Source organism: Erythrobacter sp. SN021, assembly GCF_021864455.1.
Window position 1 is genome coordinate 780,351 of record NZ_JAKKUW010000001.1, and the last position, 25,312, is coordinate 805,662.

The following is a 25,312-nucleotide window of genomic DNA, read 5'->3' on the forward strand; positions in this document are numbered from 1 at the left end:
GCGGGAGCGACGGCAGAGCGTCAATTGCCAATCGAAACTGTTGCAATCGGCCAGTGTCCTAACCATATAGGACACATGCTCAACCTGCTCTCCATCCTGTTCGGGATCGTCTCGCTCGTCGTCGTCATTCCGGCGACCATCCCCCTTCTCGGCTGGGCCAACTGGCTCGCGCTGCCGCTGATTGCGGTCGGCGTGGTGCTGGGCCAGCTTTCGTCGAGCAACACCGGGCGCAATTTCTGTCTGATCGTGCTGCTGATCGCCGCTGTGCGGCTGACGCTGGGCGGCGGGATTATCTGACGATCGATCTCCCGCGAAGGGGGAGCCTCAGGCGGTCGAGCGCATCGCTGTCTGAAGATCCCGCCTGCGCGGGGAATCATGACGTTACCAGCCGGGCGGCCTTGGTGAAGAGCGTCGGCAGGCCCGCTTCGTTAAGCGTGTCGAGAGGCCACCATTCACCCTCGCCGCTGGGCTGTGTTGCATCACGCTGCACCTGCACCGACAGTTCGAGCGCGAAATGAGTGAAGGTGTGCCGTACCATTCCCGCACCTTCCCAGTCCCCATCCAGCGGCGGCTCGCCCAAGCCATCGCCGCGTGCGCTCCAGCCATCATCGGGCAGCGCGCGCATCCCACCGAGCATCCCCTTGCCCTCGCGTCGGACGAGCCACACGGCATTCTCCCGCTCGATCCAGTAGGCGCGCCCCTGCCGCACAGGCTTGGCCTTTTTCGGTGCCTTGACCGGGAACCGCGCCGGATCGCCCGTCGCACGAGCCCGACAGTCTGCGCTTAGCGGGCAGAGCAGGCATTTGGGATCGCGCGTCGTGCAGATTCCCGAACCCAGATCCATCATCGCCTGCGCGAAATCGCCCGCCCGCTTCTCCGGCGTAATCTCAGCGGCTGCAGCACGGATCGCCTTGCGCGCAGCCGGTAGCGGGTCTTCGATGGCGAAAAGCCGCGCGACTACCCGCTCGACATTGGCATCGACGACCACCGCGCGGCGGTCGAAGGCGATCGCGGCCACGGCGGCCGCGGTATAGGCACCCAGCCCGGGCAGTTCGCGCAATTCCCCCTCGGTCATGGGAAATCCGCCACGCTGCGCCACCTCTCCCGCGCATCTCACAAGATTGCGTGCGCGCGAGTAATATCCCAGCCCCGCCCATGCCGCCATGATGTCCTCCTGCGGAGCTGCGGCAAGCTCTTCGACCGTGGGCCAGCGCGAGATGAAGGTTTCGAAATAGGGTTTCACCGCCGCAACAGTCGTCTGTTGCAGCATGATTTCCGACAACCATACGCGATAGGGGTCGGGTGGCGGCGCTCCGGGCCGCGCGCGCCACGGCAAATCGCGCGCATGCCCATCGTACCAGTCGAGCAATCTATCGGAGACGGTGGCGGTCACGGCCCGCCTATGGCATGAGCGCTCCCACGATGGGAAGCGACAAGACCAGATCCGGATCGAAGAAGTACCAGCGCCCGCGCGGGGGCGGGGCCAAACCGATCAGCGATCTGATGCCGCAGATCGGGCGCAGCGCGTTCCGCCGCTTCGGCTTCGTCCAAAGCTCCGTGGTGAGCCGCTGGCCGGAAATCGTGGGTGAGACCCATGCGAAGGTCTGCACACCCGAGATGATTCGCTTCCCCCCGGGCGAGAAATCCGAAGGCATCATGCATCTGGTCGTCAAACCAGCGCACGCGCCGCTAGTGCAGCAGGTGATCCCCGAAATCGTCGACCGGGTGAACCGGTTTTTCGGCTATCGCGCCATTGCCCGCATCAAGTTGCGGCAAGGCCAGGTTAAGCCACCCCCTGACAGGGACAGGCCGAAGGCACCGCCATCGCTAAAACCGATTCCGATGGAATTGGGCGACAGCCTGCGCGATATTGGGGATCCCGAATTGAGGACAGTGCTGGAATCGCTGGCCCGCAGTCTCGGATCGCAAGAAGACGGGAACGAGAACACGTGAAAATCAAAAGCATGATGCTGAAGGGCCTTGCCCTGCTGGGCGTCGGAACGCTCGCTCTGAGCGCGAGCGCACAGGAACGGCCGATCCTTCCCGGCGGCAATTGGGGCAGCATGCTGGCCGAAACCGATGGCGGGCACCTGTTCGGCAATCCGGATGCTGACCGTAAGCTGATCGAGTTCATGAGCTATACTTGTTCGCACTGCGCCACTTTCGCGCGCAATGGCGAAGGAGCGATCAAGGTGGCCTACGTTCCCAGCGGCCGTATCAGCTACGAAATCCGCCACCTGATCCGCGATCCGGTGGATCTGTCCGCAGCCCTGCTGACCCATTGCGGCGATGCCAGCAAGTTCGGCGGCAATCACGAAGCGATCATGTATCGCTTCGACGAATGGATTGGGAAAGCCGCCAAGGCTACGCAGGCGCAGCGCTCGCGCTGGCAATTTGGCTCGCTTCCCGCGCGGCTACAGGCGATCGCCAGCGATCTCGATTTCTACGATATCATGGAAACGCGCGGCTACGGCCGTGCCGAGCTCGATCGTTGTCTGTCGGACGAAGCGAAAGCCCGGGCGATGGCCGATACGTCAGCCGCCGATGTCAAAAAATACGGCCTCACCGGCACTCCCAGCTTCGTCCTAGACGGCGAACTGCTCGAAGGCACGCATGACTGGCTCAGCCTCGAAAAACATCTCGCCGACGTGTTCTGAACCCGGGCGAACCTGTTTTTCGGGGGAAAGGCCTGTGGATAGGCAGTGGCGCGCCTTCCCTTCGCCGTGCCCCCTGACCTAGCCTCCCCAGTCCAGATAAGAGGATTCCGATGACCAAGACCCTGCGTTTCGCTCTCGCCGCACCGATCGCCCTCGCGCTTGCCTCCTGCGGTTCGGGCGCTGACGAAACAGGCGAGATCGCCGGCGAAGCAATCGCCGCCATTCCGGCACCCGAGGGAACCGAGTGGCGCGACATGGTGACCGTTACCGACATGGACGGGTACATGATCGGCAATCCCGACGCGCCGATCAAGGTGGTGGAATATGCTTCGCTGACGTGCCCGACCTGCGCGCGCTTCGCGGAAGAAGGGATGGAGCCCCTGGTTTCCGAATATGTGAATTCCGGCCGGGTCAGCTTCGAATTGCGCAACCAGATCCATGGCCCCCACGACCTCGCCCTGGCCACGATGGTGCGCTGTGCAGCGGACGAAGCCTTCATTCCGCTATCGGATCAGGTCTTTGCCAACCAGCAACAGGTACTTACTCCCATCTTCGAAAACCAGGCTGCAGTCGAACAATCGCTCAACCTGCCTCCCGAAGAGCGTTTGGTCCGGCTGGCGGAGGTCGGGGGATTCTACGATTTCTTCGCCGCCCGTGGACTGAGCGAGGACCAGGCGCGTCAGTGCCTTGCGGATACAGACGCCTATTCCAAAATCGCCGATAACTCGACCAAGCAATCCGATGAACTCGACATCCAGGGCACGCCGACCTTCCTGATCAACGGCAACCATGCCGATGCCAATACCTGGGCAGCACTGGAGCCCATCCTCCAGCGCGCCGGCGCCAGGTAGGGCGCCGGCCGGGGGGAACGGACACCGATGAAGATCTCGAAGCTCAGATTGAGTGGCTTCAAGAGCTTCGTAGAACCCGCCACCTTGTTCATCGAACCGGGTCTGACAGGTGTCGTCGGCCCCAATGGCTGCGGCAAATCCAATCTGCTCGAAGCGATCCGCTGGGTCATGGGCGAAAACTCGCCCAAATCGATGCGTTCAGGCGGGATGGAAGACGTCATCTTCGCCGGTACGCAAAGCCGCCCGCGACGCGATTTCGCCGAAGTCGTCCTCCAGGGCGAAGACGACGGTGGCGACGAAATGGAAGTGGTCCGCCGGATCGAACGCGGGGCCGGCAGCGCCTATCGTCTGAATGGACGCGATGTACGCGCCAAGGACGTGGCGCTGATCTTTGCCGATGCCGCCACCGGCGCCCACAGCCCGGCGCTCGTCAGCCAGGGCAAAATCGCCCAGGTCATCGCCGCCAAACCCACCGAGCGCCGCCAGATGCTGGAAGAGGCCGCCGGGATTGCCGGTCTGCATGTTCGCCGCCGCGACGCCGAGAGCAAGCTGCGGCAGACCGAGACCAATCTCGAACGGCTTGAAGACATCATGGCCGGGCTCGACAGCCAGATCGCCTCGCTGAGGCGGCAGGCCAAGCAGGCCGAGCGCTACAGGAAGCTTTCCGACCAGATCAAGACCGCCGAGGCCCGGCTGGTCTTCGCCCGCTGGCGCGATGCCGCAGCGGCTGCCGAGGAGGCCAAAAAGGCGGCGGGCGAAGCCGAGGCCCGCGTTGCCGAAGCGCAGCGGGCGGCCGAAGAGGCTCAGAAAGCCCAGCGCTCGGCTGCCGAAACGCTGGCAGAAGCGCGCGAGGAACAGGCCGACCGCCGCGACGATGCCAGCGCCCACGGGCACCGCATGGCGGCGCTCACCAGCCAGCTCGAAGCTGCCGAGCAGCGTCTCGCCGACCTCAACCGCCAGAAGGCGCGGCTCGAAGCCGATCGCGGCGATGCCGACCGCCTGACCGAGGACGCCGCCGAAGCGCTGGCGCGGCTCGAACGCGAGCTGGCGGAAAGCGAGAAGGCATTGGCCGAAGACGAGGAGAAGCGCCCCGAGCTCGAACGCGCGCGCGAGCAGGCCGAACGCGACAGCCGCGCCGCCGAACTCGCGCTGGCCAAGGCCACAGCCGATAATGCCGGGGTGGAAGCCGAATGGCGTGTCGCCGAAGCCGAAATCGCCCAAGCGAAGGCGCGGCTCGATCGCTTGGAATCCGAGGGACACCGGATGGCCGAACAGCGCGCGGCGCTGATGGGCGAAGATCCGGATGCCGGTGTCGATACGGCGAAGGCAGCGGCCGAACACACTACGGCGGCGATGGAAGACCTGCGTAAAAAGGTCGAGGAAATGCAGGCGCGCAAGGCCAAGCTCCAGGCGACACGCGATACGGCTTCTTCCGCGCTGGCCGAAGCGAAGGCAGAGCTTTCGGGCGTCCAGCGAGAATGGGAGGCGCTCAAGCGCGACCGCGAGGCGCGCGAGCGGGCCGCCTCGAAGCGCAAGGGACGTCGACAGGCGATCGACGGGGTACGTGCGGCAAAAGGGTACGAACGTGCGGTGGCGGCGGCGCTGGGGCGCGATGGGAAGGCACTGCTCGGCCCGCCCGACGATCAGGCGGAAGGGCGCTATTGGACCGGGGCGGACGCGCCCGCGGCCGCGACCGACAGCCTATCCGCTCATGTCGACACCTGTCCCGACGAACTGCGCGCCCTGCTGGCATTGGTGCATGTCGCCGAGGCCGATGACGGACGGGTCCTGTCCCCTGGCCATGCGCTGGTCAGTCTGGACGGCCATTTGCGCCGGTGGGATGGTCTCGTGGTGCGTGGTGAAGGCTCGGCGGAAGCCGCGCGACTGGAAGCGGAAAACCGCTTCACCGAACTCGACCGCCGCCTCCCCGCGCTCCACGAGGCTGCGGAGACTGCCCGGCAATCGCTCGATGCTGCGAGCGAGGAGCTGGGGCAGCTTCAACGCGATCTCGTAACGACCGATCGCGAACTGGCCGGTGCCGCCGACGCGGAGAGGCAAGCGCTGCGCGCGCTCGATCAGGCCGAGGCAGCGCGCGAGCGGTTCGCCGCGCGGCTGGCGGAACTCGATCGTAGCGAGGTCGAGCAGGGCGAGGTGATGGCTGCCGCCAAATCCGATCTGTCCTCTGCCGAAACGAAGCGCGACGCCCTGCCCGATCCCGAGGCCGGGCGCGCTACGCTGGAAGCGGCCCGGGCGAAGAACGAAGCCGCCCGCTCGACTCTGCAAGCGCGCGGGGCCGAGCTTGCCAGCCACGACCAGGCGCTGGCGGTCGCGCGCGAACGGGCTTTGGCCCAGCGCAGCGACATGGCCAACTGGCAGGCGCGCAGCGGCGATGCGGCGCGGCGCCTGTCGGAAATGGAAATCCGCGCCGAGGAAATCGAGGAAGAGCGTGCGATCACCTCCGCCAAGCCCGAAGGCCTGATGCGCGAGATCGAACAAGGCGACCAGGTGCGCGAGCGCCTGACGCGCGACCTTGCTGAAGCCGAGAAAGCCGTGGGCGAGGCCAATGCCGCCGCGCAGCAGGCCGACCATGCCTTTGCCGCCGCCAATGAGAGGCTGGCCGAGGCACGCGAAAGCCGGGCTGGCCTGGCGGAACGGGCAGAGAATCAGGATGGCCGCCGGATCGAAATGGCGCGGATTTCTGGCGAGCGCTTCCAGTGCCCGCCCCCGCTGCTGCCCACGCGGTTCGAATTCGACGAGGACACGCTCGGTTCGGCCGAGGACGAGGGAGAAGAAATGGACCGCCTGACCGCCAGCCGCGAGCGGATCGGGCCGGTCAATCTGGTCGCAGCCGAGGAATTGGAGCGGATCGAGAACGAGCATGGCTCCAACGCGGCCGAACAGGAGGAGCTGCGCGAGGCGGTGAGCCGGTTGCGCGGATCGATCGGCAATCTCAACCGCGAGGGCCGCGAGCGTTTGCGCGCCGCATTCGAGCAGGTCAACGATCACTTCAAACGGCTCTTCACCCGCCTGTTCGAAGGCGGCGAGGCGCATCTGGCGCTGATCGACAGCGACGATCCGCTCGAGGCCGGGCTCGAAATCTTCGCCCAGCCGCCGGGCAAGAAGCTGCAATCGCTGACCCTGCTTTCGGGCGGCGAACAGGCGCTTACCGCCACCGCGTTGATCTTCGCGCTGTTCCTTACCAACCCCGCCCCTATCTGCGTGCTCGACGAGGTCGATGCGCCGCTGGACGATGCCAATATCGACCGGTTCTGCGATTTGCTCGACGCGATGACGCGCGAGACGCAAACGCGCTATCTGATCGTCACCCACAATGCCGTCACGATGAGCCGTATGCACCGCCTGTTCGGCGTGACAATGATCGAAAAAGGCGTCAGCCGCCTGGTCAGCGTCGACCTTGGCGGAGCGGAGGAATTGCTGGCAGCGGAATGATCCCAGACCCTGCTCTCAAGGCTTTAGCCCTTGGGAAAAGTCCTAGGCGCTTTCACTTAGTTGCGAATTAGCGCGACTACAAATGGTGGTGGGGTAGACATTCCTCAACCATTTCGGAAATGGGGGGCGAGGGTATGACTGCACGATTGTTGCCCAAGCGAGCCGAGCAGGATTTGGCGAGAAAACACGGGATCCCTCGCGAACGAGAGGTCCGGCGCGCAATTCTAAAGGGGCTGGTCGATACCGAGCAACGCTCGGTCATCGCCAATCTTTCCTGCTGGTTCGTTACTGCCGGGGCAGCTTTCTTTCTGCCCAATGCCTCTTATTTCATTCTGCCCCTCCTCTTCCGTCTGCTTGCGATGGTCGGCACGCGCGCCGGCTTTGCAAACATGCGCTCAGCTTTGCGCGAGGAACGCGGCATTGCGCGGGCATTCAATTGGCTCGCCGCGTCGCTCTTCGTCGGCGGAATGGCCTGGGGATCGACAATGCTGCCGATCCTCGCCTTCCCGACGCTTCACCCCGCCCGCCTTTTGGTCGGCGGTGGCACCCTGATAGGGATGAGCATCATCGTGACGATGCTGTCACCGATGCGCGGGCTCGCGCTCAGTTTTTCCAGCGGTTTTCTGGGCGCATTCGGCCTCGGCCTGTATCTGACAGGCGCGGCCGACGGTTTGGCCCTTATGGCCGGGATGACGATCCTCTTCCTGATCTTCATTGCCTATTCGCATGCCTCGACCTTCGGGCACGAACGCTCTGCCAAGCTTCTGGTCGAAAACCGGCGCCTGGGCGAAAGTCTGCGCGTATCGCTGGAACGCGCTATGCACATGGCCGATCACGACAGCCTGACCGGATTGTTCAACCGGCGCGCATTCTTCACTTATGCGGAACGGGTGGGTTGGCCGCGGCGGCTTGTGATCATGATCGACATCGATCACTTCAAGTCCATCAACGACCGGTTTGGTCACGCCACGGGCGACCGGGTGCTCGAAAGCGTCGGAGAGGCGATAGTCGAGGTGCTTAAGACGCAGGTCGGTCCCGACCATATCGCCGCACGGCTGGGCGGCGAGGAATTCGCCATCATGATGCCCTTCCGCTCAATTGCAGAGAATCGTCATACGACCGAAGCGCTTCACAAAAACATCGCGGAGATCGCCGCAAAGCTTGATGTCTCGGGCTTGGTCACCACGGCATCGCTCGGCGTGTCCATAGCCGATGGCGATGCCAAGCTCGACGATGCACTACACGAGGCCGATACGGCACTATATCGCGCAAAGGCTCTGGGCCGAGACCGCACCGAATATGCCGAACCCACCGATGAACCGGCGGTAGTCAGTCGGGCTTGAGCGGCACGGAAGATAGGTGGCCGTTCAGGTTGCCAGCGCGGCCTTCAGTTCGTCCCGGATCGATTTGAGTTTTTCCACGGTGGTTCCCTGCGCCGAGGCCGGGGTCGGCGCTTTCTGCGCCATGGCCTGCGGATCGGGTGTACCACGCAATGCGGCCTTGGCCCCTTTCAGCGTATAGCCTTGCTTGTTGACGAGCGCATCGATCCGTTCGACCAGTTCGATGTCGTCGGGCCGGTAATACCGCCTACCGCCGCTGCGGGTCAGCGGCTTGAGCATCGGGAATTGCTGTTCCCAATACCGCAGCACATGCGCTTTGATGCCGGTTGCCTTGGCGACTTCACCAATGGTGCGCAGTGCGCCTTCGTCCTTGCCGTCGTCGAATGTCGCCATCAGGGTTTCAACCGTTCGCAATACGCTCTTTGAGCAATTGACTGGCACGGAAAGTCATCACACGGCGCGGCGTAATCGGCACCTCGATCCCGGTCTTGGGATTGCGTCCGACGCGCTCGCTCTTGTCGCGCAGCACGAAACTTCCGAAGCCGGAAATCTTCACATTCTCGCCATCGGCCAACGCATCGCACATCTTGGCGAGGATCGCTTCGACCAGCTCGAGCGAATCCGCCCGGCTGAGCCCCATCTTTCGATTGATTGTTTCGGCCAGATCGGCCCGAGTTAGCGTGCCTACGGAACGCATCATATCCATTCTATCCTTCCCGTCAGAAGCGACCCTGAGCGAGAATACGAGCCATCTCGAAGTTCACCAAGCAATATAGGGATTTGCGGCGCGTCTGGCAAACCCCGGAGGAGATCGCCGAACGCCAACTACATGCGAACCAGCGACGCGCCCCAGGTGAAGCCTCCACCCATCGCTTCGAACATGACCAAATCGCCGCGCTTGATCCGTCCATCGCGCACGGCTGTATCCAGCGCAAGCGGCACCGACGCAGCCGAGGTGTTGGCATGCCGATCGACTGTCACGACGACCTTTTCTGCCGGCAAGCCGAGCTTGCGCGCCGTGGCATCGAGAATGCGAGCATTGGCTTGATGCGGCACGACCCAGTCGATATCTCCAGCGTCCCGGCCCGCATCGACGAGCACTTCCCTGAGCACTTCGGCAAGGTTGACCACCGCATGGCGGAACACCTCGCGCCCCCTCATCCGCAAATGGCCGACCGTGCCCGTCGTGGACGGGCCGCCATCGACATAGAGCATGTCCTTGTGCTGGCCATCGGCGTGCAAGCGGCTCGACAAGATGCCCGGCCCGTCCTCGGCCACGTCCTGCGCCTCGACCACGACCGCGCCCGCACCGTCACCGAACAGAACGCAGGTCGTGCGGTCCTCCCAGTCGAGAATGCGGCTGAAGGTTTCAGAACCGATCACCAGCGCCTTTGTGGCCATACCCGTCCGCAGCAGCGAATCCGCCGTGGCCAGCGCATAAAGAAAGCCCGAACATACCGCCTGCACGTCGAAGGCCACCCCGCCGCCGCAGCCGAGCGCGGCCTGAACCTGAGTGGCGGTGGCCGGAAAGGTATGGTCGGGGGTGGCCGTGGCGAGGATGATAAGGCCGATCTCGGACGCATCGACGCCCGCCGCCTCCAATGCGGAACGTGCGGCATCGGTGGCGAGGCTGGAAGTCGTCTCGTCCTCTTGGGCGATATAGCGCTGGCGGATGCCGGTACGTTCGACGATCCACTCGTCGCTTGTGTCGACACGCTCGGCAAGGTCGGCATTGGTGACGCAGTTGCGGGGCAGCGCCGAGCCCGTGCCGGTGATGACCGAGCGGATCATTTCGCCGCCACGCTCGCGGGTTCGATCGCGCCGAGATCCTGCTTGATGCGGTTGGTGATATCGTCCTCCAGCAGGCGTGCGGCCACTTCGACGGCATTGGCCACGCCCTTGGCATTCGCGCTGCCGTGGCTTTTCACGACCACGCCGTTGAGCCCCAGAAAAACCGCGCCATTGTGGTTGTTGGGATCGAGGTGGTGCTTGAGCAGCTCGGTCGCCGGGCGCGAGACGAGAAAGCCGATCTTCGAGCGCAGCGAGCTGGTGAAAGCATTGCGCAGCAGATCGGTGACGAAACGTGCCGCGCCCTCGATTGCCTTCAACGCGATATTGCCGGAGAAACCATCGCACACGACCACGTCGCATTCGCCGCGATTGATCTTGTCGGCTTCGACATAGCCCTCGAAATCCATGGCCAGCCCGGTGGCGGCGCGCAATGTTTCGGCGGCGGCCTGGATATCCTCGGTACCTTTGGTTTCTTCGGTGCCGATGTTGAGCAGGCGCGTACGCGGACGTTCGCGCCCCGTCACGATGCGCGAATAAGCGGCCCCCATAATCGCGAACTGGACGAGATTGCGCGCGTCGCATTCGCGGTTCGCGCCGAGGTCGAGCATGACCACGTCGTCATCGGTCAGCGTCGGGAGCAGCGCGGCCAGCGCGGGGCGGTCGAGCCCAGGCATGGTGCGCAGGGCAAGCTTGCTCATCGCCATCAGTGCGCCGGTATTGCCGGCGGACACGGCAGCGCCCGCATCGCCCTGCTTCACCGCATTGACCGCGAGGCCCATGCTGGTGGTTTTGGCGCGGCGCAACGCACGGCTCGGCAATTCGTCGCCGCCGACCACGTCGTCGCAATGCAGGATCTCGGAAGCCCCGGCCATGCCGGGATGCGTTTCGAGCGCGGCCTTGATCCGCGTTTCGTCGCCGACCAGCAGAAACTTGAACTTGTCGTGACGGCGACGGGCCATGGCGGCACCGTCGACCATCACACGCACGCCCTCATCCCCGCCCATCGCGTCAACAGCGATACGCGGCAGGCTCATGCGCAAACTCCGGCTAATCTGACGGTCTTAAAGACCGACGGCGATGATTTCGCGGCCGTTATAATATCCGCAATGCGGGCACAGATTGTGCGGACGCTTGAGTTCACCACAGTTCGAGCACTCGTGATGAGCTTCGACTTTGAGCGAATCATGCGCACGGCGGTTGCCGCGACGGTGGGGCGATACTTTCCTCTTGGGGACGGCCATGGCGGCACCTGTTCCTCAAACAATTACAATCAATTTCGGTGGCCGCCCTAGGGGAAGGTCCGGCACGCCGCAAGAGCGCGTGAACCCGAATATCCCGACCATGGCGGTGAAGGCGCGCGCTATAGCGAAATTCTCAGGGGACGCAACCCGTGTTCCTGGATACCCGGCGTTGCACGTTGGGTTACATCCCCCTAGCAGTCGAGATGGGTCCTATACAAAGAAATCGCGAGGGAGGGATCGCATGGGAGTTTTCCTACCGGTAACACTGACAGCAGCCGCAGCGGCGGCAATCATCAATCTTTGGCTGGCTGTACGCGTCGGGCAGATGCGCGGGGTCACCAAGACCATTCATGGCGACGATGGGGGCGGTCCGCTGACGCGGCGGATGCGCGCGCAGCTCAATTTCGTCGAGAACACGCCATTCGTGCTCGTCCTCATAGCGGCAATCGAATTGTCGGGTCGCGGCGATCCGTGGCTGGCCTGGGTCGCAGGCATTTACATGCTCGGCCGCGTGGCGCACGGCTTCGGCATGGACGCCGAAACCGGCACAAAGCCGCGCATGATCGGCGTGCTGATCACCATGCTGACGCTGCTCGGCCTAGCCGTAGTGGCCACGCTGATTGCGATGGGGGTGATGTAGGGGAAAGCGAGGCCGACACTATGCCTCCAAGCATGCGTCGGCCCGCAGCCAATTTCGCTCCTACGCGGGGTATTTTCCCTGGAGATCGCGAAAATTTCTCAAGGTCGGAGCACGTATCCCAAACCAATCTAATCTAAAGACTTTTTTCTGCATTTGCCTCAGAGTTGAACCACTAGGCAAAGGCACTCCCGCACCAGGCTGTTCGGTTTCGAAATCAACAACGATTGCGTTTAGGTGAGGCAAGCCGTTTTGGTCGCAGTATCCCGAAATCAGCCCGAGAGCAGACCCCAGAGTTCTTCCGGCCTGAGGCGAATACCCCATCAGTTCGGCCAATTCACCATATGTGATCAGCCTGCAGCCTCCCAGTCGCCCCTCCACTCTATGCGCTGCCCAACTCGCGAGAATTGGCCACATTTGATGCGCTTGCTCAGCTCTCGTCGCCGGTCTTGAATACCTTTTCATTTGAACACGCCCTTCCCACCCTTTAGGCGTACCATTTGGTACGAAGTGATGTCAAACGGAATCAACTCAACGCGTAATCGCTCACGAAGGCGTTGGTCTTGCGTTCCTGCCCGAAGGTGCTGGTCGGGCCGTGGCCGGGGATGAAGGTCACGTCGTCGCCCAGCGGCCAGAGCTTCTGCGTGATCGCATCGATCAGGTCCTGGTGGTTGCCCATCGGGAAATCGGTGCGACCGATGCTGCCCTGGAACAACACGTCGCCGACGATGGCGAACTTGCTCGGGCGGTGGAAGAACACCACATGGCCGGGCGTGTGGCCGGGGCAATGGATTACCTCGAGCGTGAGGTCGCCCACGGTGACCGTGTCGCCATCCTCCAACCACCGGTTGGGTTCGAACACCTGGCCGTTGACCCCATATTTCGCGCCGTCCTCGTCGAGTCGGCTGATCCAGAAGCGATCGGCTTCCTGAGGCCCCTCGATCGGCAGGCCCAGTTCCTTCGCCAGCACGCCCGCCTCGCCGCAATGGTCGATATGGCCGTGGGTGATGAGAATCTTTTCAAGTTCGACCCCGGTCTTGGCGACCGCGGCTTTCAGCTTGTCGAGATCGCCGCCCGGGTCGACCAGTGCCCCCTTGTTGGTCGCGGTACACCAGATCAAGGAACAATTCTGCTGCAACGGGGTCACAGGCACGATTCCGGCTTTCATCGGCGGTGCGGCGGGAGTTTGTTTGCTGTTTTCCATTGCCGGGGAAAATGGTCGGCTTCGTCATCGAAAACAAGCCGCATCTGCGGCATAATGGCGCGATACGCGCGAAGGAGCGAACGGATGAGACATATCGCAGCCATTCTTGCAGCCTCGCTGCCGCTGACGGCTTGCCAGACCTACGATACCCAGCCCGACCCCGCGCCGGATGCCGTGGCGGTTGTGCCCAGCGAAGATGCGGCGCCGACCTATGTCATTGCGATATGCGGGGAATGCCATGCGGTGCAGGACAATGCCGTTTCGCCCAACCCGCAGGCGCCCGGCTTCGCCGACATTGCCAACAGCCCGGGCCTGACGCGCGACACCCTTGTCACCTTCCTTGCAGACGCGCACAATTATCCGATGCAGATGGATGTCGACCTGGTCGAAGAGGATATCGAGGTGATCGCCGATTACATGCTGACCTTGCAGTCTGGAGATTATGTAAGACGGCCGGGGTAAGGTTTCAGTCAACCTCACCGCGTAGGATTTCCAGCCTGTTGGGCGACGCGTCTGCGCTGAGGAAGTCGGTGATGGTGTTTGCGGTCCTGCGCGAGCGGCTAAGCCACTCGACTTTCCACTCGGTGATACGCTCTTGCGTCACGTGCTCGAAAACACCCGGCCGGGGTTCGTTGATGTGCTCGCGCTGGAGCACCAGAGCTAGCGGCCTCTCGGTGCCTTCCCGAGACTCCGAAAAGGCCAGCGCGTCCGGATAGCTATCGAATGCGTAATAGTAGTCGCTGCCATCGCACTCATCGGGCGCACCGCGTTCAGGGTGCGACCACACCCTATAGTCCGGCACTTCGTCCCAAACGTAACCGCCGCCCGACTTCGTCAAGGCGGGATAGGAACCGACCTTGGCCGCATCGAGAGCCGGTGGATATGCCGGAGTCACGTCATTATCGGTCTCCCCCACGACGCTTCACCGAAACCACCCGACCACTTTCCCGATCAGCTTCATCATACTCGCCCCCCCTTCCACACCACGCGCCCGATCACCTCTACCTCGTCGCGGTCTAGCTCGATCGGGGCGTAGCTTTCATTGGCGCTGATGAGGGTGATGCGGCCCGGGGCGCTGGCCTGGACCTGCTTGACGTGCAGTGCATCCCCGATGCGGACCACATGGATGCCCTCGCCCGAACGCTTGTTGCGATCGACGAAAATCTCGTCGCCGCTGCGCAGGATCGGCTCCATGCTGTCGCCCTCCACCCGGATCGCGGTGAGATCGGCCCCCTCCAGCCCCATTTCGCGCAGCCAGCGGCGGCTGAAGCGGTAGCTGTCGAAAGAAATTTCCTCTGCCGAGAAGGCTCCCGGCCCGGCCGAAGCGTCGAGCGGCAAGCGCGGTACGGCAATGAAATCATCCGCATCGTGGGGGCGCAGGTGTTGCGGGTCGGCCCCCAGCTCGACTTCGCTCACGCCGAAGAATTCGGCCAGGCGACGACGGTCGGCCTCCTCCAGTTTGCGAGGGCTGCCCTTGCGAACGAATTGCTGCAAGTAGCTGGGATTGCGGCCCAGCATGGCGGATAACGAAGCAAGGCTCGTACGCCCGGCCTCGGCCAGTTCGACCAGCCGAGCGCGTTCGGGGGTCATGACGTCACCCATATCGACACCTCCTGCCACTCCATCCGCACACTGCCGAAAGGACGCTGAAGCCCAGCATGCGAGAAAATTCCTATAGCATAGGATTTTTCCTAGACAAGTAGGATTTCGATTGGAACATAAACGGAACAAATACGGCGAATCGCCACTTTCGGCCATCATTAGGGGAGCCCGACATGCTGATCCGTTCCATCGAGAAATTTCTCCGCCAGCACGAGATGGCGGCAACGAAGTTCGGCCGCCTTGCCGCGCACGATCCGCGCTTCGTGCTCGACCTGCGCATGGGCCGTGAACCGCGCGACCGGACCGAGCAGCGTATCCAGGGGTTCATGGCTGGATACGCTGCTGCGCGCGAGGTCGTTCGCGAACAGGAGACCGCCCATGTCGGATGAAGCAGCCCCGCCCCAGCCGCCGCGCACACGCCGCACTGCCGCCGATCGCCTGCGCGCCGCGCTGGCCGACCTGCACCAGCATCGTGGACAGGTCCTCACGCATACCGAGAAGGCGTGGGCGAGCATCACCTTTGCCGGCACGCGCCATAGCCTCGCAATCCTGTTCGCGGGCGACGAGGCGGTGGAGGCAGGAGAGCAATTCGTCGCCGTGCTGCCGGATCACGAATTCGCTATCCCCGGCCAGCTCGTGGCCGATGCGGGCGTGGTCGAAGTCGAACATCGCCTGACACCCGAACCGCGGCTGCTGCTCCAGTGCGAACTGCTCCTGCTGGAGGAGGGGTGAAACGATCGATCTAGACGCCCGCTCTTGCCCCCTCGCAGCTCCGCGCAAGAATGTCGGCTACAAAGTGGTTTTGCGAAGACGCGCTTTCGGCTTTTCGACCGAATGGAGTGGTCATTCGGCCGATGGCGAGACGGGGCCTAGCCCTAACATGGCAGCTATTGATTGTCGGCGTGGTACAAACCGCTGATAAGGCGACAAAGCTACTGAATGCCGAGGATAAGAAAGGCGAGAAACACAAATGCGATGGCGATCAGGGAGTTTGACAACCAGCGCCAGCGCCCCATTCCCTGCCACATGCCGGAAAAACTTCGTCCCAATCGCACCTGATCGCCGCGCTCGCGCGCTATGCGCAGTGAATAGATTGCCGCTCCCGACAGAGAGAGCCCCGTCATGGCCAGACCGAAAAGGAACCAGGGTAGCTTGGTCCAGTAACCGCCGAAATAGCCGAAATGGAGCGGGTCGGCCATCTCGCCGATCCGCTGGTGGAGATTCAACTCGCGCCCGTCTGTCGTAAGCAGCACCTCAGCGGTGCGGGCGTCGACATAAACCGCGTTCGAGCGCGGACGGACCAGCACCGCCTCGAATTCGCCATTCATCTGCAGCACACCCTCTTCGCCCGGCAGTTGGACGTTTTCCGCCTGCAGGCCCGGATAGGCAGCCAGCGCCGCATCGATCGCCGCCGCGAGACTCCCCTCCTCGCTCCGTCCCGTTTCGACCGGCGCCTCGCGCTCCACGCGCGGATGCGGCGGCGCATTACCGCCTAGGCTCTCGACGAAATACCAGATGCTCGTCAGCGTGATCAGCGCTACGAACCACAGTGACCAGACGCCTGCCAAGCGATGGAAATCGCCCCACCAGGTGCGCGCATCGCGGTTGCGTAGCGGCTTAGTGAAACCCCGCCACCACTTCTTGTAGACCACGAAGGACGTGACCAGCGTCACCAGCAGCAAAAACGCGAGCGAGGAGACGATCGGAACGCCGTATTTGACCGGCAGGTTCAAATGCCGGTGCATGTTGCGCAGTACGCGCTGAGCGCCCACCCATGGCCCGGTTCCCTGAATCTTGCCCGTGGTGGGATGGGCGTGAAGAAAGAACAGGTCGCCCACCTCGTCCTCGACCGTCACCTTGGAAGCGAAGGCCGATGCGGTCGGCGCGCCGATATAATTCACCTTCGCCACGCCGGGATAACCTCGTGCATTCTCGGCTATCTCGGCCCAGGCGATCGGGCCTTCGACAGTCGACGGAGCAACGCGCAGGCTCGGCTGGACCAACCAGTCGATCTCGGCGCTCAGCACCGCCAGAGTCCCTGTGAACAAGATGAAGGTCATGAACAGGCTGAGCTTCAACCCGACCCATTGATGCACTTTCCACCAGGTCCGCGCGGCTTTGGGCGCGGGTTTCGCGCGGACCGACGTTCCGCTCTCGATGCCCCGCGCCATCTCCATCAGAAGGCATATCCGATCTCGAGGAAGGCCGATCGCGGCGCGCCGGGGAAATGTCCCGTCCGCTCGATGAAGCCCGAAGCAGCATAAGTCTTGTCGAACAAATTATCGACACGGATGAGTGCGCGATACGGTCCGGTTTCGTAAATCAGCGAAGCGTCGAACACCATATAGGGATTGACCGGCTGGCCACTGATGCTCACCCGTTCGGAAACGTAGTCGCCACCCAGAGCCGCGGCGAGGCCGAGACCGGGAAACTGATAGCGTGTCCAGAACCCCAGTTGATGTTCGGGCGCATTGGGAAAGCGGTCGCCAACATTTAGCGGGAAGCCGCCCCCACCGTTGTCTTGCGTGATGCGCGTATCATTGTAGCTGTAAGCGAGCGTCAGCACCCAGTCGGGCGTGATGTCGGCCGCCAGATCGAACTCGATCCCCTTGCTGGTGATCTCGCCAGCCGCCAGCAGATCGTCTACCCCGTCATTGCCCACATCGCCGCGCGGGTCGGCCTGGAGGATATTGGTACGCCGGATGCGGTAGGCGGACAGTGTCGACTGGATGCGCCCGTCCATCAGCGCGGTCTTTATGCCGCCCTCCACGATATCACCGCGTGTGGGATCGAACGGGCCGCCGGCGAGCGGATTTTGCGCGCTTGCGCTCTGCGGCTCGAAGCTCGTTGCATATTGGCCGAAAACCGAGATCTCGTCGGTCACGCGATAGACGGCGCCGGCGCGATAGGTGGTCTCGTCTTCGACCAGCCCGTCGGCATCAGCCTCATCGTAGCGAATGCCTCCGGTCAGGATCAGCCGGCCGACGGTCAGTTCGTTGAGGAGGTAGAAGCCGGTCTGACTACTGTCGCCGCGGCTGATCCGGAAAGCGCCTTGATTGTAGGTCGCGCGGTCGGATTGGCCATATTGCGGATCGAACAGGCTCAGCGGGTTGGGCAGACCCGGAATGTCGGTGGTCCCGCCGCGCAGCGAGCGGCCCTGAAAATAGGTCTCGGCGATGTAGTGGTCGGCCCCTAACAGCATGCGGTTGCGGACGGTGTCGCTCAGATCGGTTGCCCAAATCGCGTTCGCGCCGAATGACCAAGTCTCCTGTTCGCGCCGTTGGTCGCGGAACTCGCGGATCGTGGCGTCGATCGTGCCATCGCCGTCCGAATCGAACAGCCCGCGTGGCTCGTGATAGTTTTGCACTTCGGTCGCGCTGTTATAGCGCGCCGTGGCGTCTACGGTTAGTCCATCGAAGGGCTCCGCCTCCAGACGCATTTGGAGAACGTCGGATTCGAGGTTGAGGAAATCCGTTGGCTCGTTGTGGTTCCAGCGTCGGCTGGTCAGAAACTCACCATCGTCGCCGACCGGGACGCCACGCAGCCGGTTGGCGTCGAGCTCTTGATCATAACGCGTCGCTTGTATGTCCACTCGCACCGGGCCCGGATCAAAGGACACGCCCGTATCGGCAATCATGGTGCGCGAAGCGGCATTGAAGCGGAAGGTGCCACGATCTTCGTAGAAGAACCCGCCGCGCGCCGCGAAACCATTGCCCAGCGGCATATTGACCTCAGCCGACCCGCCGAAACGGTCCTCGGTCCCGGCGATCACCTTGACCGTACCGTCAAATTCATCGTCCTGGGCTTTCTTGGTGACATAGTTGAACAACCCACCGGGCGCGCCGGGGCCGTAGAGCATGCCGCTAGGACCCTTTAGAAACTCGACTCGCTGGACGTTGAACAGCTGTGGCACGGAAAATCCAGCATAGGGATCGCCGCGGAGCCCGTCGTAGAAAATCTCCTCCTGCCGGAACCCGCGCGCCGTCACGCCTGCATAGCTGAAGAAGCTCACGCCCGAGATATTGCGATAGAGATCCTGCGCATCGCGCGCGCCTTGGTCCTCGATCAGCTGTTCGGTGATGGTGGTGATTACCAAGCTCGATTCGAGCGGGGGTGTCTCCAGTTTGCCTGAACTGGTTTCCTCCACGCGGTAGAGCTTTTGAGCGCGGCCGCTGACAATGATCGTATTCTCGGGATCGACCTCGCCGCTCTGCTCCGTCGTTTTGGAGGCGTCGGCGGGCGGCGCGATGTCCTGTGCATGAGCCGGCGCAAGCGTCAGGGCGGTGCTCGCGGCACCGAGCAAGAGATAGGTCCTCATGATTTTCTTCCTGCGAATCGTTCGCAGGAGAATTAGAGGGGGTGATGATCAATCGTCAATGAGAATGATTTGCAATAGCGTATTGAATTGCGGCGTGTTGGCAGTTAGGGATTTGGCGTTCTGTAAAAGCGCCTGCAGCGGCGATCGCCAACAGGGGACCTGATGAAAGTCAGTATTCGGCCTCGCCACTTCGGATGACCGGGACCGGTGCATGACTTCATGGCACCCAGCGCTTGTGAACCACCGCTTTTGTCGATCGGTCGGCTGCACAACTGTCCCATTTGGGGGTCGATAGCGGGCCACCGCTCTTGCGCACCTAGTGCAGAAAATTGCCCTCCCCCATCCCTAATCACCCCCGCCGGATCACCAGGTTCCGGATTTCGGTCATGTCCTCCATCGCGAAGCGGATGCCCTCTCGGCCGAGCCCGGAATCCTTCACCCCGCCATAGGGCATGTTGTCGACTCGGTAGCTGGGGACGTCGTTGATCACCACGCCGCCGACCTGGAGCCGGTCCCAGGCGTCGAACATCTTGAACAGGTCACGCGTGAAAATGCCCGCCTGCAAGCCGAAAGTGGAACGGTTCACTTCGGCGAGCGCCTCGTCGAAGTCGGAGAATTTCTGCAGGATCGCGAGCGGGCCGAAGGCTTCCTCGTTCAGTGCCTTGGCATCCTTGTTCACGCCTTCGAGCAAGGTCGCCTCGAGCATGTTGCCCTCTCGCCCGCCGCCGGTGAGCAGGCTCGCCCCGCCCTCGACCGCCTCGTCGATCCAGCCCTTGAGGCGGCGCGCCTCGCCCTCGGAGATCATCGGGCCGATGAAGGTATCGCGGTCCTTGGGATCGCCTGCGATCAGCGACTTGGTCTTCTCGACCAGCATGTCCTTGAACCGATCATAGACATCCTCGTGAATCAGGATGCGCTGCACGCCGATGCAGCTCTGCCCGCTTTGATAGAAGGCGCCGAAGATAATCCGTTCGAGTGCATCGCCCAGATCGGCATCGTGGTCGACGATCACCGCGGCATTGCCGCCGAGTTCGAGCACGACCTTTTTCTTGCCGCAGCGCGCTTTCAAATCCCAGCCGACTGCGGGCGAGCCAGTGAAGCTCAGCAGTTTCAAGCGCTCGTCCACCGTGAACAGGTCGGCTCCGTCGCGGCTGGCGGGCAGGATCGAGAAAGCGCCTTCGGGAAGGTCGGTCTCTGCCAAGATCTCGCCGATGATCAGCGCGCCCAATGGCGTCTTGCTCGCGGGCTTCATAACGAAGGGGCAGCCGACCGCGATCGCGGGCGCGATCTTGTGCGCGGCGAGATTGAGCGGGAAGTTGAACGGCGAGATGAAGCTGCACGGCCCGATCGGATAGCGCTTCCAGATCGACTGATAGCCCTTCGCGCGCTGCGAGATATCGAGCGGCATGACCTCGCCATACAGGCGGGTCGATTCCTCGGCGGCGATCTGGAAGGTGTCGATCAGCCGGGTGACCTCGCCTTCGGAATCGTTGATCGGCTTGCCCGCCTCGACGCACAGGGCGTAGGCCAGCTCATCGAACCGTTCGCGAAAGCGCGTGACGCAGTGATCGAGCACGGCCTTGCGCTCGTAACTCGCCAGCCGCGCCATGGGCTCCGTGGCCCTGACCGCCCCCGCAATCGCCGCGTCGATCACCTCGGGGCTGGCCAGCGCGGTGCGAAAGGCGACCTCGCCGGTGAACTTGTCGGTTACTTCCAGATCGGTGTTGGGCTGCTCGGCTGTGTTGTTGAGGTAGAGCGGGTAGGTATCCTTGAGCGTGGGCATGGCGTCTCCTGTTCACCACCAGAACGGAGGCAGGCCAGCGGACGTTCCGTCAGTATCCGAGGTCGAGGTCCAGTTGCGGCTGAACCGGCTCGCCCCGGTGCCAGCGTTCGAGGTTCTCGATGAAGCGATCCGCACTGCGCTGGAACATCTTGGTCTGGGCGCGGCCCGACAGGTGCATGGTGACCTGCGCATTGTCGAGATCCCACAGCGGATGATCTTCGGGCAGCGGTTCTGGATCGGTGACGTCGAGCAACGCGGCCTCGATCTTCTGTTGCTGGAGCGCCGCGACCAGCGCCTCCTGATCGACCACGTCTCCGCGCGCGATGTTCACCAGCACGCCGTTGGGCCGCATCGCGGCAAGTTCCATCGCCCCGATCATGTGCCGAGTCTCGGGCGTGGATGGAACCGCGAGCACGACCCAGTCGAATTCGCCCAGCTTCTCGCGCCATTCGCCCGGCTTGAGCGCCCCTTCCGCACCCGAGCGGCGCACGGGCACAACCTTCATGTCGAACGCCTCGAGCCGGGCCTTCACCAATTGACCGATCGCGCCGAGGCCCAGCAGCAGCACGCGCTCGCCCGAGAGCTCGCGCTTGCCCGGGCTGTCGAGCAACCATTCGTGCCGATCCTGCGCGCGCACGACCTCGCGGTAGCCCTTGGCATGGGCGAGCATCAGCATGACGACATATTCGGCGATGGTGATGGCGTTGATGCCGACGCCGTTGGTTACCGTGACACCGCGTTCCTTCAACAGGTCGAGCGGCATGAAATCGAGCCCGGCATAGATCGAATTCATCCATTTGAGACCGGTGGCGGCGCGCGCGATCTCCGCCATCGGTTCTTTCTCGTTCAGGTCGAACCAGCCGATCTCCGCCTCCGGCACATATTCGAGCGCCTGCTCCTTGCTCGCGAACCACAGCGGCTCGACCCAGTCAGGCAGACGCGGTTCGACCAGCGGGCGGATCAGGGCGGACAGGACGGCTTTGGTCATGGATTGCTCCGGTAGGTGTCAAGCATGGGAGGGCGATGGAGACAGGCATCGAAGTCGAAAGGTCGAGTGACCAAGGGAGTAACCGTTCTCGCATCGGGATGGAGCGGGTTCATCATCACGATATCGCCTTCGGGAAGCACGCGCGATGCAATTGCGGCGAGCAGCGAGCGACGGTTGGCCAACCAGTCGGCGACCCAGGCGCGCACGGCGGTCTCGGCCGTGCCGGTTTCCGGCCCGCGTTCAGGCTCAGCATCGACCTCAGTCCAACCAAGCACGAAATCGTTCGAGCGCTCGCCACGATGCTCGGGAAGGTAGCGCAGCGCCACCAATACCGCGAGACCGGCTTCGGAAGCAAAATTGACCACAGGAACACCTGGTGGAGAATAGCGTGCGCCATGACGTTCCGGGCCAGAGCCGTCAAGCGCGACGAATGGCGCCCGGGTGAGGCGCCAGAGTCTCATCAAAGCCCGTTGGCGAAACGCGCCTTGCGTCTTGTCGCAATGTCGACGATCGCTGCGGCAACCTCGCTGGCATTGCGCCGCACATGGCTGGGCGGGACCTGCATGATGTCGACGCGGTGCTTTTCCTGCCAGCGTTCGCGCTCGCTGTCGTTCTTCGGCTTGAACGGATCGTCGTCGACTTCGATCGCGAGATGCGCCTCGGCACAATAGAGCGGGAGTACGAACCCCTCCGCCTCGTGATCACGGACGAATTGCAGGCCCTGTGGCATATCCTTGAGATGCTGCCAGAGGAGAGTCTGCGGATCGGCCATGGTCAGAGCTTCCATTCCCAACCAAGCGGGTCGCCGTCCATCACCTCCACGCCTTTTTCCCCAAGGCTTTCGCGAATCGCGTCCGAAGTGGCGAAATCTTTGGCCATGCGCGCCTCCTTGCGACGAATCAGCTCGGCCTCGATTTCGGCCGCGGTGATCTGCGCGCCTTTCGGGCGGATGCGCAGATCGGTGCGCGTCAGACCGAACAGGCCGAGGCCGAGGACAGCGTCCATATCTTCGATTACCGCGCGCTTGATGCCCGCATCGACCTTCTTGACCGCAAGCGCCTCTTCGAGAGCGACCAACGCGACAGCCGTGTTGAGATCATCCGAAACGGCCTCGGCGAATTTCGCGCGCATGGGGGCGAATTTCTGGTGCGAGGGATCGCCAGCGGGTGCGTCCTTCAACCGCTCTACCGCCATCACGATGCGCTTGAGCCGCGTGAGCGCGGCGCCCAGCCCCTCCCACGAGAACTCCAGCTCGCTGCGGTAATGCGCCTGCAGGCACATCATGCGGTAGGCGAGCGGGTGATAGCCCTTGTTGACCAGCAGTTGCAGCCGCAGAAACTCGCCCGACGATTTCGACATCTTCCCCGAGCGTTCGACGAGGAAGTTGTTGTGCATCCAGATCTTCGCGCCCGAATGGCTCGCATCGTCCAGCCCGCCAGTGCAGCAATAGGCCTGGTTCTGCGCGATTTCGTTGGGATGGTGGATTTCGCGGTGGTCGATCCCGCCCGTGTGGATGTCGAAGGGGAAGCCGAGCAGCTTCTCGCCCATGACCGAGCATTCAAGATGCCAGCCGGGCGCGCCCTTGCCCCAGGGGCTGTCCCATTCCATCTGCCGCGTTTCGCCCGCCGGGGTCTTGCGCCAGATGGCGAAATCGGCGGCGTTGCGCTTGCCCTCGACCGTGTCGATGCGCCCCTCGCCTTCATCCGTGACGGCGCGGGCAAGACGACCGTAATCCGCAACAGTCGAGACATCGAAATAGAGCCCGCTATCGAGTTCGTAGCAGTGCTTGTCTGCGATCTTCTCGCCCCAGGCGATCATCGCCTCGACATATTCGGTCGCGCGCGGATGCTGTTTGGACTGGACGTTCAACCGCGCAAGGTCGCGTTCGAAATCCTCCTGATAGAACTTTGCGATGTCCCAGGCGGACTTGCCCTCCTTCGCCGCCATGCGCTCCATCTTGTCCTCGCCCTCATCCGCATCCGAGGTGAGGTGCCCGACATCGGTGATGTTGATGACGTGGGTGAGCTTATAGCCCTTCCACTGCAACACGCGCCCCAGCGTGTCGGCGAAGACATAGGCGCGCATATTGCCGATGTGCTGGTAATTATAGACCGTCGGCCCGCAGGAATAGACGCGCGCCTCGCCCGGGTGGACGGGCTCGAAGACTTCGATTGCGCGAGTCAGCGAGTTGAACAGCTTCAGCGGCGTGTCGGTCATGCGGGGCCTGATACAGTCACGTCATCGCAGCGCAAGACGGGATCGGGTGCAATCCATCACCGAACTGTTCTGCGGGAAGCGAGGCTGGACAATGGATTGCCGCGTCGCCTTCGGCTCTTCGCAATGACTGCGGGTTGGGTGGTCACCACCCTTCCCACCGCACGCTCTCGTCCAGCGGGGCGCGTTTGACGTCGAAATTGTTCACAGCCGCATCCGGGTCGCGGTAACCGATCGCCACTCCGCAGAAAAAAGTGTGGTCCTCGGGGATGTCGACCACCTCGCGGATTTGCGGGGAATAGACCGCCCAGGCCTCCTGAAAGCAGGTGTCGAGCCCTTCCTCGCGGCACAGCAGGCCGATGGTCTGCAGCCACATGCCGATATCGCTCCACTGCGGCGGCCCCATATATTTGGGCGTGTGGACCAGCATCAGCACCGGCGCCCCGAAGGCGCGGAAATTGTTGGCGAACCACATCAGCCGCTTGCCCTTTTCCTCACGCGAGATTTGGAGCGCGCCATACATGTCCTCGCCCACCCCGCGGCGGCGCTGTTCATAGGCCCCGTCGAGTTCGGGCGGATAGACGTGGTACTCGGGCGCAAAGGCCTCGCGCCCCTTGGGCAGATCCTGCGCGACACGCGCGAACAGCTTCCGCATCGGTTCGCCGGTGAGGACGATCCCGTGCCAGGGCTGCGTGTTGCCGCCGGAAGGGCTGCGTTGCGCCTTTTCGAGGATGCGGACGAGCACCTCGCGCTCGACCGGCTGATCGGTAAAGGCGCGGACGGAACGGCGGCTGACTACAGCGTCGGATACGTTCATTGTCACTCCCATTCGAACACGACCGCGCCGCGCTCCTCCATATCTGAAAGCGACCGGTAGAAGGCGATCGCCTGTTCGTCATCCCCTTCGGCAGCAAGCCAGATCGGCCACAGGCCGTGCTCACGGCCGTATTGCTCTACCGTGCGCATCAGACGCGTCGCGATGCCCCGCCGTCGATGGTCTTCATGCGTTGCAAGCTCGTTGACGAACAGGTGGAGTCGCTTGTCGGGATGGAGAATGCTGGTCGCGCTGACAAAGCCGACCGGTTGCCCTTTCACGATGGCAAGCCACAGGAACTCGCGTCCGCTGGCAAGGAAAGCGCGTGTCTGCTCGGGAAGCGGCTCATGGTCGAACAATTCCGCAGCGGCCTCGACAAGCGTTTCGTCGCCCGGCCCCAGCAAACGGATTGCCACCTCCGG

At 63.1% G+C, this 25,312-nt stretch carries 28 protein-coding genes; 10 read left to right on the plus strand and 18 right to left on the minus strand.

Going from position 1 to position 25,312, the window contains the following annotated elements; genetic code table 11:
* Positions 1 to 75: 75 nt before the first annotated feature.
* Entirely contained in the window at positions 76 to 297 is a 222-nt protein-coding gene (locus L5849_RS03815; RefSeq protein ID WP_115417178.1) for a hypothetical protein, read from the plus strand.
* A 76-nt stretch (positions 298 to 373) separates the two neighbouring features.
* Here the strand turns inward: L5849_RS03815 and L5849_RS03820 are convergent, their stop codons facing one another.
* Positions 374 to 1,393 carry an A/G-specific adenine glycosylase gene (locus L5849_RS03820; protein WP_236924481.1) on the minus strand — a complete coding sequence of 340 codons (1,020 nt, stop codon included), beginning with the start codon at positions 1,391 to 1,393 and terminating at the stop codon, positions 374 to 376.
* A 14-nt stretch (positions 1,394 to 1,407) separates the two neighbouring features.
* Here L5849_RS03820 and L5849_RS03825 point away from each other — a divergent pair, with 14 nt between their 5' ends.
* The 5 genes from L5849_RS03825 to L5849_RS03845 all read left to right on the plus strand — a co-directional run bounded on the left by L5849_RS03825 (position 1,408) and on the right by L5849_RS03845 (position 8,301).
* The gene (locus L5849_RS03825; RefSeq protein WP_236924482.1) at positions 1,408 to 1,953 is read left to right on the plus strand and encodes a DUF721 domain-containing protein; all 546 of its coding nucleotides are present in this window, start codon (positions 1,408 to 1,410) and stop codon (positions 1,951 to 1,953) included.
* The gene (locus L5849_RS03830) at positions 1,950 to 2,657 is read left to right on the plus strand and encodes a thioredoxin domain-containing protein (RefSeq protein ID WP_236924483.1); all 708 of its coding nucleotides are present in this window, start codon (positions 1,950 to 1,952) and stop codon (positions 2,655 to 2,657) included. The genes L5849_RS03825 and L5849_RS03830 overlap by 4 nt, the downstream gene beginning before the upstream one ends.
* A gap of 110 nt (positions 2,658 to 2,767) precedes the next feature.
* Positions 2,768 to 3,508, plus strand: a complete 741-nt coding sequence (locus tag L5849_RS03835) for a thioredoxin domain-containing protein (RefSeq protein WP_115417182.1) — start codon at positions 2,768 to 2,770, stop codon at positions 3,506 to 3,508.
* 27 nt (positions 3,509 to 3,535) lie between these two features.
* A complete protein-coding gene (smc, locus tag L5849_RS03840; RefSeq protein WP_236924484.1) occupies positions 3,536 to 6,958 on the plus strand; it encodes a chromosome segregation protein SMC in 3,423 nt (1,140 codons plus the stop codon).
* Positions 6,959 to 7,092: 134 nt separating this feature from the next.
* Complete coding sequence (locus L5849_RS03845; protein WP_236924485.1) at positions 7,093 to 8,301, plus strand: diguanylate cyclase; 1,209 nt, start codon at positions 7,093 to 7,095, stop codon at positions 8,299 to 8,301.
* A gap of 24 nt (positions 8,302 to 8,325) precedes the next feature.
* On the opposite strand, the gene L5849_RS03850 is transcribed toward L5849_RS03845, so the two are convergent.
* From L5849_RS03850 to rpmF, 5 genes are all read right to left on the minus strand, one after another.
* Complete coding sequence (locus L5849_RS03850) at positions 8,326 to 8,691, minus strand: MerR family transcriptional regulator (protein ID WP_236924486.1); 366 nt, start codon at positions 8,689 to 8,691, stop codon at positions 8,326 to 8,328.
* A 7-nt stretch (positions 8,692 to 8,698) separates the two neighbouring features.
* Complete coding sequence (locus L5849_RS03855) at positions 8,699 to 8,998, minus strand: integration host factor subunit alpha (RefSeq protein ID WP_115417952.1); 300 nt, start codon at positions 8,996 to 8,998, stop codon at positions 8,699 to 8,701.
* A 125-nt stretch (positions 8,999 to 9,123) separates the two neighbouring features.
* Positions 9,124 to 10,089 (minus strand): beta-ketoacyl-ACP synthase III, encoded by a 966-nt coding sequence (locus L5849_RS03860; protein ID WP_115417186.1) that lies wholly within the window; start codon positions 10,087 to 10,089, stop codon positions 9,124 to 9,126.
* Positions 10,086 to 11,123, minus strand: a complete 1,038-nt coding sequence (plsX, locus tag L5849_RS03865) for a phosphate acyltransferase PlsX (RefSeq protein ID WP_115417187.1) — start codon at positions 11,121 to 11,123, stop codon at positions 10,086 to 10,088. Before plsX ends, L5849_RS03860 begins: the two co-directional genes overlap by 4 nt.
* 27 nt (positions 11,124 to 11,150) lie before the next feature.
* A complete protein-coding gene (gene rpmF / locus L5849_RS03870; protein WP_067464131.1) occupies positions 11,151 to 11,330 on the minus strand; it encodes a 50S ribosomal protein L32 in 180 nt (59 codons plus the stop codon).
* 241 nt (positions 11,331 to 11,571) lie between these two features.
* Here rpmF and L5849_RS03875 point away from each other — a divergent pair, with 241 nt between their 5' ends.
* A complete protein-coding gene (locus tag L5849_RS03875) occupies positions 11,572 to 11,970 on the plus strand; it encodes an MAPEG family protein (RefSeq protein ID WP_236924487.1) in 399 nt (132 codons plus the stop codon).
* 523 nt (positions 11,971 to 12,493) lie between these two features.
* Here the strand turns inward: L5849_RS03875 and L5849_RS03880 are convergent.
* Positions 12,494 to 13,135 carry an MBL fold metallo-hydrolase gene (locus L5849_RS03880; RefSeq protein ID WP_236924488.1) on the minus strand — a complete coding sequence of 214 codons (642 nt, stop codon included), beginning with the start codon at positions 13,133 to 13,135 and terminating at the stop codon, positions 12,494 to 12,496.
* Positions 13,136 to 13,255: 120 nt separating this feature from the next.
* Here L5849_RS03880 and L5849_RS03885 point away from each other — a divergent pair, with 120 nt between their 5' ends.
* On the plus strand, positions 13,256 to 13,633 hold the full coding sequence (locus L5849_RS03885) for a hypothetical protein (RefSeq protein ID WP_236924489.1): 378 nt from the start codon (positions 13,256 to 13,258) through the stop codon (positions 13,631 to 13,633).
* 4 nt (positions 13,634 to 13,637) lie between these two features.
* On the opposite strand, the gene L5849_RS03890 is transcribed toward L5849_RS03885, so the two are convergent.
* Together L5849_RS03890 and L5849_RS03895 are read right to left on the minus strand one after the other, a co-directional pair.
* Complete coding sequence (locus L5849_RS03890; protein WP_236924490.1) at positions 13,638 to 14,066, minus strand: hypothetical protein; 429 nt, start codon at positions 14,064 to 14,066, stop codon at positions 13,638 to 13,640.
* A 65-nt stretch (positions 14,067 to 14,131) separates the two neighbouring features.
* A complete protein-coding gene (locus tag L5849_RS03895; RefSeq protein WP_236924491.1) occupies positions 14,132 to 14,773 on the minus strand; it encodes a LexA family transcriptional regulator in 642 nt (213 codons plus the stop codon).
* Between the two features lie 173 nt (positions 14,774 to 14,946).
* Here L5849_RS03895 and L5849_RS03900 point away from each other — a divergent pair, with 173 nt between their 5' ends.
* Both L5849_RS03900 and L5849_RS03905 read left to right on the plus strand, forming a co-directional pair.
* The gene (locus L5849_RS03900) at positions 14,947 to 15,162 is read left to right on the plus strand and encodes a hypothetical protein (protein ID WP_115417192.1); all 216 of its coding nucleotides are present in this window, start codon (positions 14,947 to 14,949) and stop codon (positions 15,160 to 15,162) included.
* Complete coding sequence (locus L5849_RS03905) at positions 15,152 to 15,505, plus strand: hypothetical protein (protein WP_236924492.1); 354 nt, start codon at positions 15,152 to 15,154, stop codon at positions 15,503 to 15,505. The genes L5849_RS03900 and L5849_RS03905 overlap by 11 nt, the downstream gene beginning before the upstream one ends.
* Positions 15,506 to 15,705: 200 nt before the next feature.
* Here L5849_RS03905 and L5849_RS03910 read toward each other — a convergent pair whose 3' ends face one another.
* The 9 genes from L5849_RS03910 to L5849_RS03950 form a co-directional block, all read right to left on the minus strand.
* Complete coding sequence (locus tag L5849_RS03910) at positions 15,706 to 16,950, minus strand: PepSY domain-containing protein (RefSeq protein ID WP_236924493.1); 1,245 nt, start codon at positions 16,948 to 16,950, stop codon at positions 15,706 to 15,708.
* On the minus strand, positions 16,950 to 19,091 hold the full coding sequence (locus tag L5849_RS03915; RefSeq protein ID WP_236924494.1) for a TonB-dependent siderophore receptor: 2,142 nt from the start codon (positions 19,089 to 19,091) through the stop codon (positions 16,950 to 16,952). Before L5849_RS03915 ends, L5849_RS03910 begins: the two co-directional genes overlap by 1 nt.
* 349 nt (positions 19,092 to 19,440) lie before the next feature.
* Positions 19,441 to 20,874 carry an aldehyde dehydrogenase family protein gene (locus L5849_RS03920; protein WP_236924495.1) on the minus strand — a complete coding sequence of 478 codons (1,434 nt, stop codon included), beginning with the start codon at positions 20,872 to 20,874 and terminating at the stop codon, positions 19,441 to 19,443.
* A gap of 49 nt (positions 20,875 to 20,923) precedes the next feature.
* Positions 20,924 to 21,862, minus strand: a complete 939-nt coding sequence (locus L5849_RS03925) for a D-2-hydroxyacid dehydrogenase (RefSeq protein WP_236924496.1) — start codon at positions 21,860 to 21,862, stop codon at positions 20,924 to 20,926.
* Positions 21,859 to 22,323, minus strand: coding sequence for an RES family NAD+ phosphorylase (locus L5849_RS03930; RefSeq protein ID WP_236924497.1), 465 nt, complete (start codon positions 22,321 to 22,323; stop codon positions 21,859 to 21,861). Before L5849_RS03930 ends, L5849_RS03925 begins: the two co-directional genes overlap by 4 nt.
* Positions 22,323 to 22,634, minus strand: coding sequence for a DUF559 domain-containing protein (locus tag L5849_RS03935; protein WP_236924498.1), 312 nt, complete (start codon positions 22,632 to 22,634; stop codon positions 22,323 to 22,325). The genes L5849_RS03930 and L5849_RS03935 overlap by 1 nt, the downstream gene beginning before the upstream one ends.
* 2 nt (positions 22,635 to 22,636) lie before the next feature.
* Positions 22,637 to 24,079 (minus strand): cysteine--tRNA ligase, encoded by a 1,443-nt coding sequence (gene cysS / locus L5849_RS03940; RefSeq protein ID WP_236924499.1) that lies wholly within the window; start codon positions 24,077 to 24,079, stop codon positions 22,637 to 22,639.
* A gap of 142 nt (positions 24,080 to 24,221) precedes the next feature.
* The gene (locus tag L5849_RS03945; protein ID WP_236924500.1) at positions 24,222 to 24,893 is read right to left on the minus strand and encodes a nitroreductase; all 672 of its coding nucleotides are present in this window, start codon (positions 24,891 to 24,893) and stop codon (positions 24,222 to 24,224) included.
* A 2-nt stretch (positions 24,894 to 24,895) separates the two neighbouring features.
* On the minus strand, positions 24,896 to 25,306 hold the full coding sequence (locus tag L5849_RS03950; protein WP_236924501.1) for a GNAT family N-acetyltransferase: 411 nt from the start codon (positions 25,304 to 25,306) through the stop codon (positions 24,896 to 24,898).
* Positions 25,307 to 25,312: the final 6 nt, after the last annotated feature.

Coding starts and splice junctions, on each gene's coding strand:
- plsX (WP_115417187.1), bottom strand. CDS start 11,123: ATGAGCCTGCCGCGTATCGCTGTTGACGCGATGGGCGGGGATGAGGGC.
- L5849_RS03915 (WP_236924494.1), bottom strand. CDS start 19,091: ATGAGGACCTATCTCTTGCTCGGTGCCGCGAGCACCGCCCTGACGCTT.
- L5849_RS03905 (WP_236924492.1), top strand. CDS start 15,152: ATGTCGGATGAAGCAGCCCCGCCCCAGCCGCCGCGCACACGCCGCACT.
- L5849_RS03835 (WP_115417182.1), top strand. CDS start 2,768: ATGACCAAGACCCTGCGTTTCGCTCTCGCCGCACCGATCGCCCTCGCG.
- cysS (WP_236924499.1), bottom strand. CDS start 24,079: ATGACCGACACGCCGCTGAAGCTGTTCAACTCGCTGACTCGCGCAATC.
- L5849_RS03880 (WP_236924488.1), bottom strand. CDS start 13,135: ATGAAAGCCGGAATCGTGCCTGTGACCCCGTTGCAGCAGAATTGTTCC.
- smc (WP_236924484.1), top strand. CDS start 3,536: ATGAAGATCTCGAAGCTCAGATTGAGTGGCTTCAAGAGCTTCGTAGAA.
- L5849_RS03900 (WP_115417192.1), top strand. CDS start 14,947: ATGCTGATCCGTTCCATCGAGAAATTTCTCCGCCAGCACGAGATGGCG.
- L5849_RS03945 (WP_236924500.1), bottom strand. CDS start 24,893: ATGAACGTATCCGACGCTGTAGTCAGCCGCCGTTCCGTCCGCGCCTTT.
- rpmF (WP_067464131.1), bottom strand. CDS start 11,330: ATGGCCGTCCCCAAGAGGAAAGTATCGCCCCACCGTCGCGGCAACCGC.
- L5849_RS03875 (WP_236924487.1), top strand. CDS start 11,572: ATGGGAGTTTTCCTACCGGTAACACTGACAGCAGCCGCAGCGGCGGCA.
- L5849_RS03825 (WP_236924482.1), top strand. CDS start 1,408: ATGAGCGCTCCCACGATGGGAAGCGACAAGACCAGATCCGGATCGAAG.
- L5849_RS03855 (WP_115417952.1), bottom strand. CDS start 8,998: ATGATGCGTTCCGTAGGCACGCTAACTCGGGCCGATCTGGCCGAAACA.
- L5849_RS03930 (WP_236924497.1), bottom strand. CDS start 22,323: ATGAGACTCTGGCGCCTCACCCGGGCGCCATTCGTCGCGCTTGACGGC.
- L5849_RS03860 (WP_115417186.1), bottom strand. CDS start 10,089: ATGATCCGCTCGGTCATCACCGGCACGGGCTCGGCGCTGCCCCGCAAC.
- L5849_RS03845 (WP_236924485.1), top strand. CDS start 7,093: ATGACTGCACGATTGTTGCCCAAGCGAGCCGAGCAGGATTTGGCGAGA.
- L5849_RS03935 (WP_236924498.1), bottom strand. CDS start 22,634: ATGGCCGATCCGCAGACTCTCCTCTGGCAGCATCTCAAGGATATGCCA.
- L5849_RS03920 (WP_236924495.1), bottom strand. CDS start 20,874: ATGCCCACGCTCAAGGATACCTACCCGCTCTACCTCAACAACACAGCC.
- L5849_RS03925 (WP_236924496.1), bottom strand. CDS start 21,862: ATGACCAAAGCCGTCCTGTCCGCCCTGATCCGCCCGCTGGTCGAACCG.
- L5849_RS03850 (WP_236924486.1), bottom strand. CDS start 8,691: ATGGCGACATTCGACGACGGCAAGGACGAAGGCGCACTGCGCACCATT.
- L5849_RS03885 (WP_236924489.1), top strand. CDS start 13,256: ATGAGACATATCGCAGCCATTCTTGCAGCCTCGCTGCCGCTGACGGCT.
- L5849_RS03815 (WP_115417178.1), top strand. CDS start 76: ATGCTCAACCTGCTCTCCATCCTGTTCGGGATCGTCTCGCTCGTCGTC.
- L5849_RS03910 (WP_236924493.1), bottom strand. CDS start 16,950: ATGGAGATGGCGCGGGGCATCGAGAGCGGAACGTCGGTCCGCGCGAAA.
- L5849_RS03895 (WP_236924491.1), bottom strand. CDS start 14,773: ATGGGTGACGTCATGACCCCCGAACGCGCTCGGCTGGTCGAACTGGCC.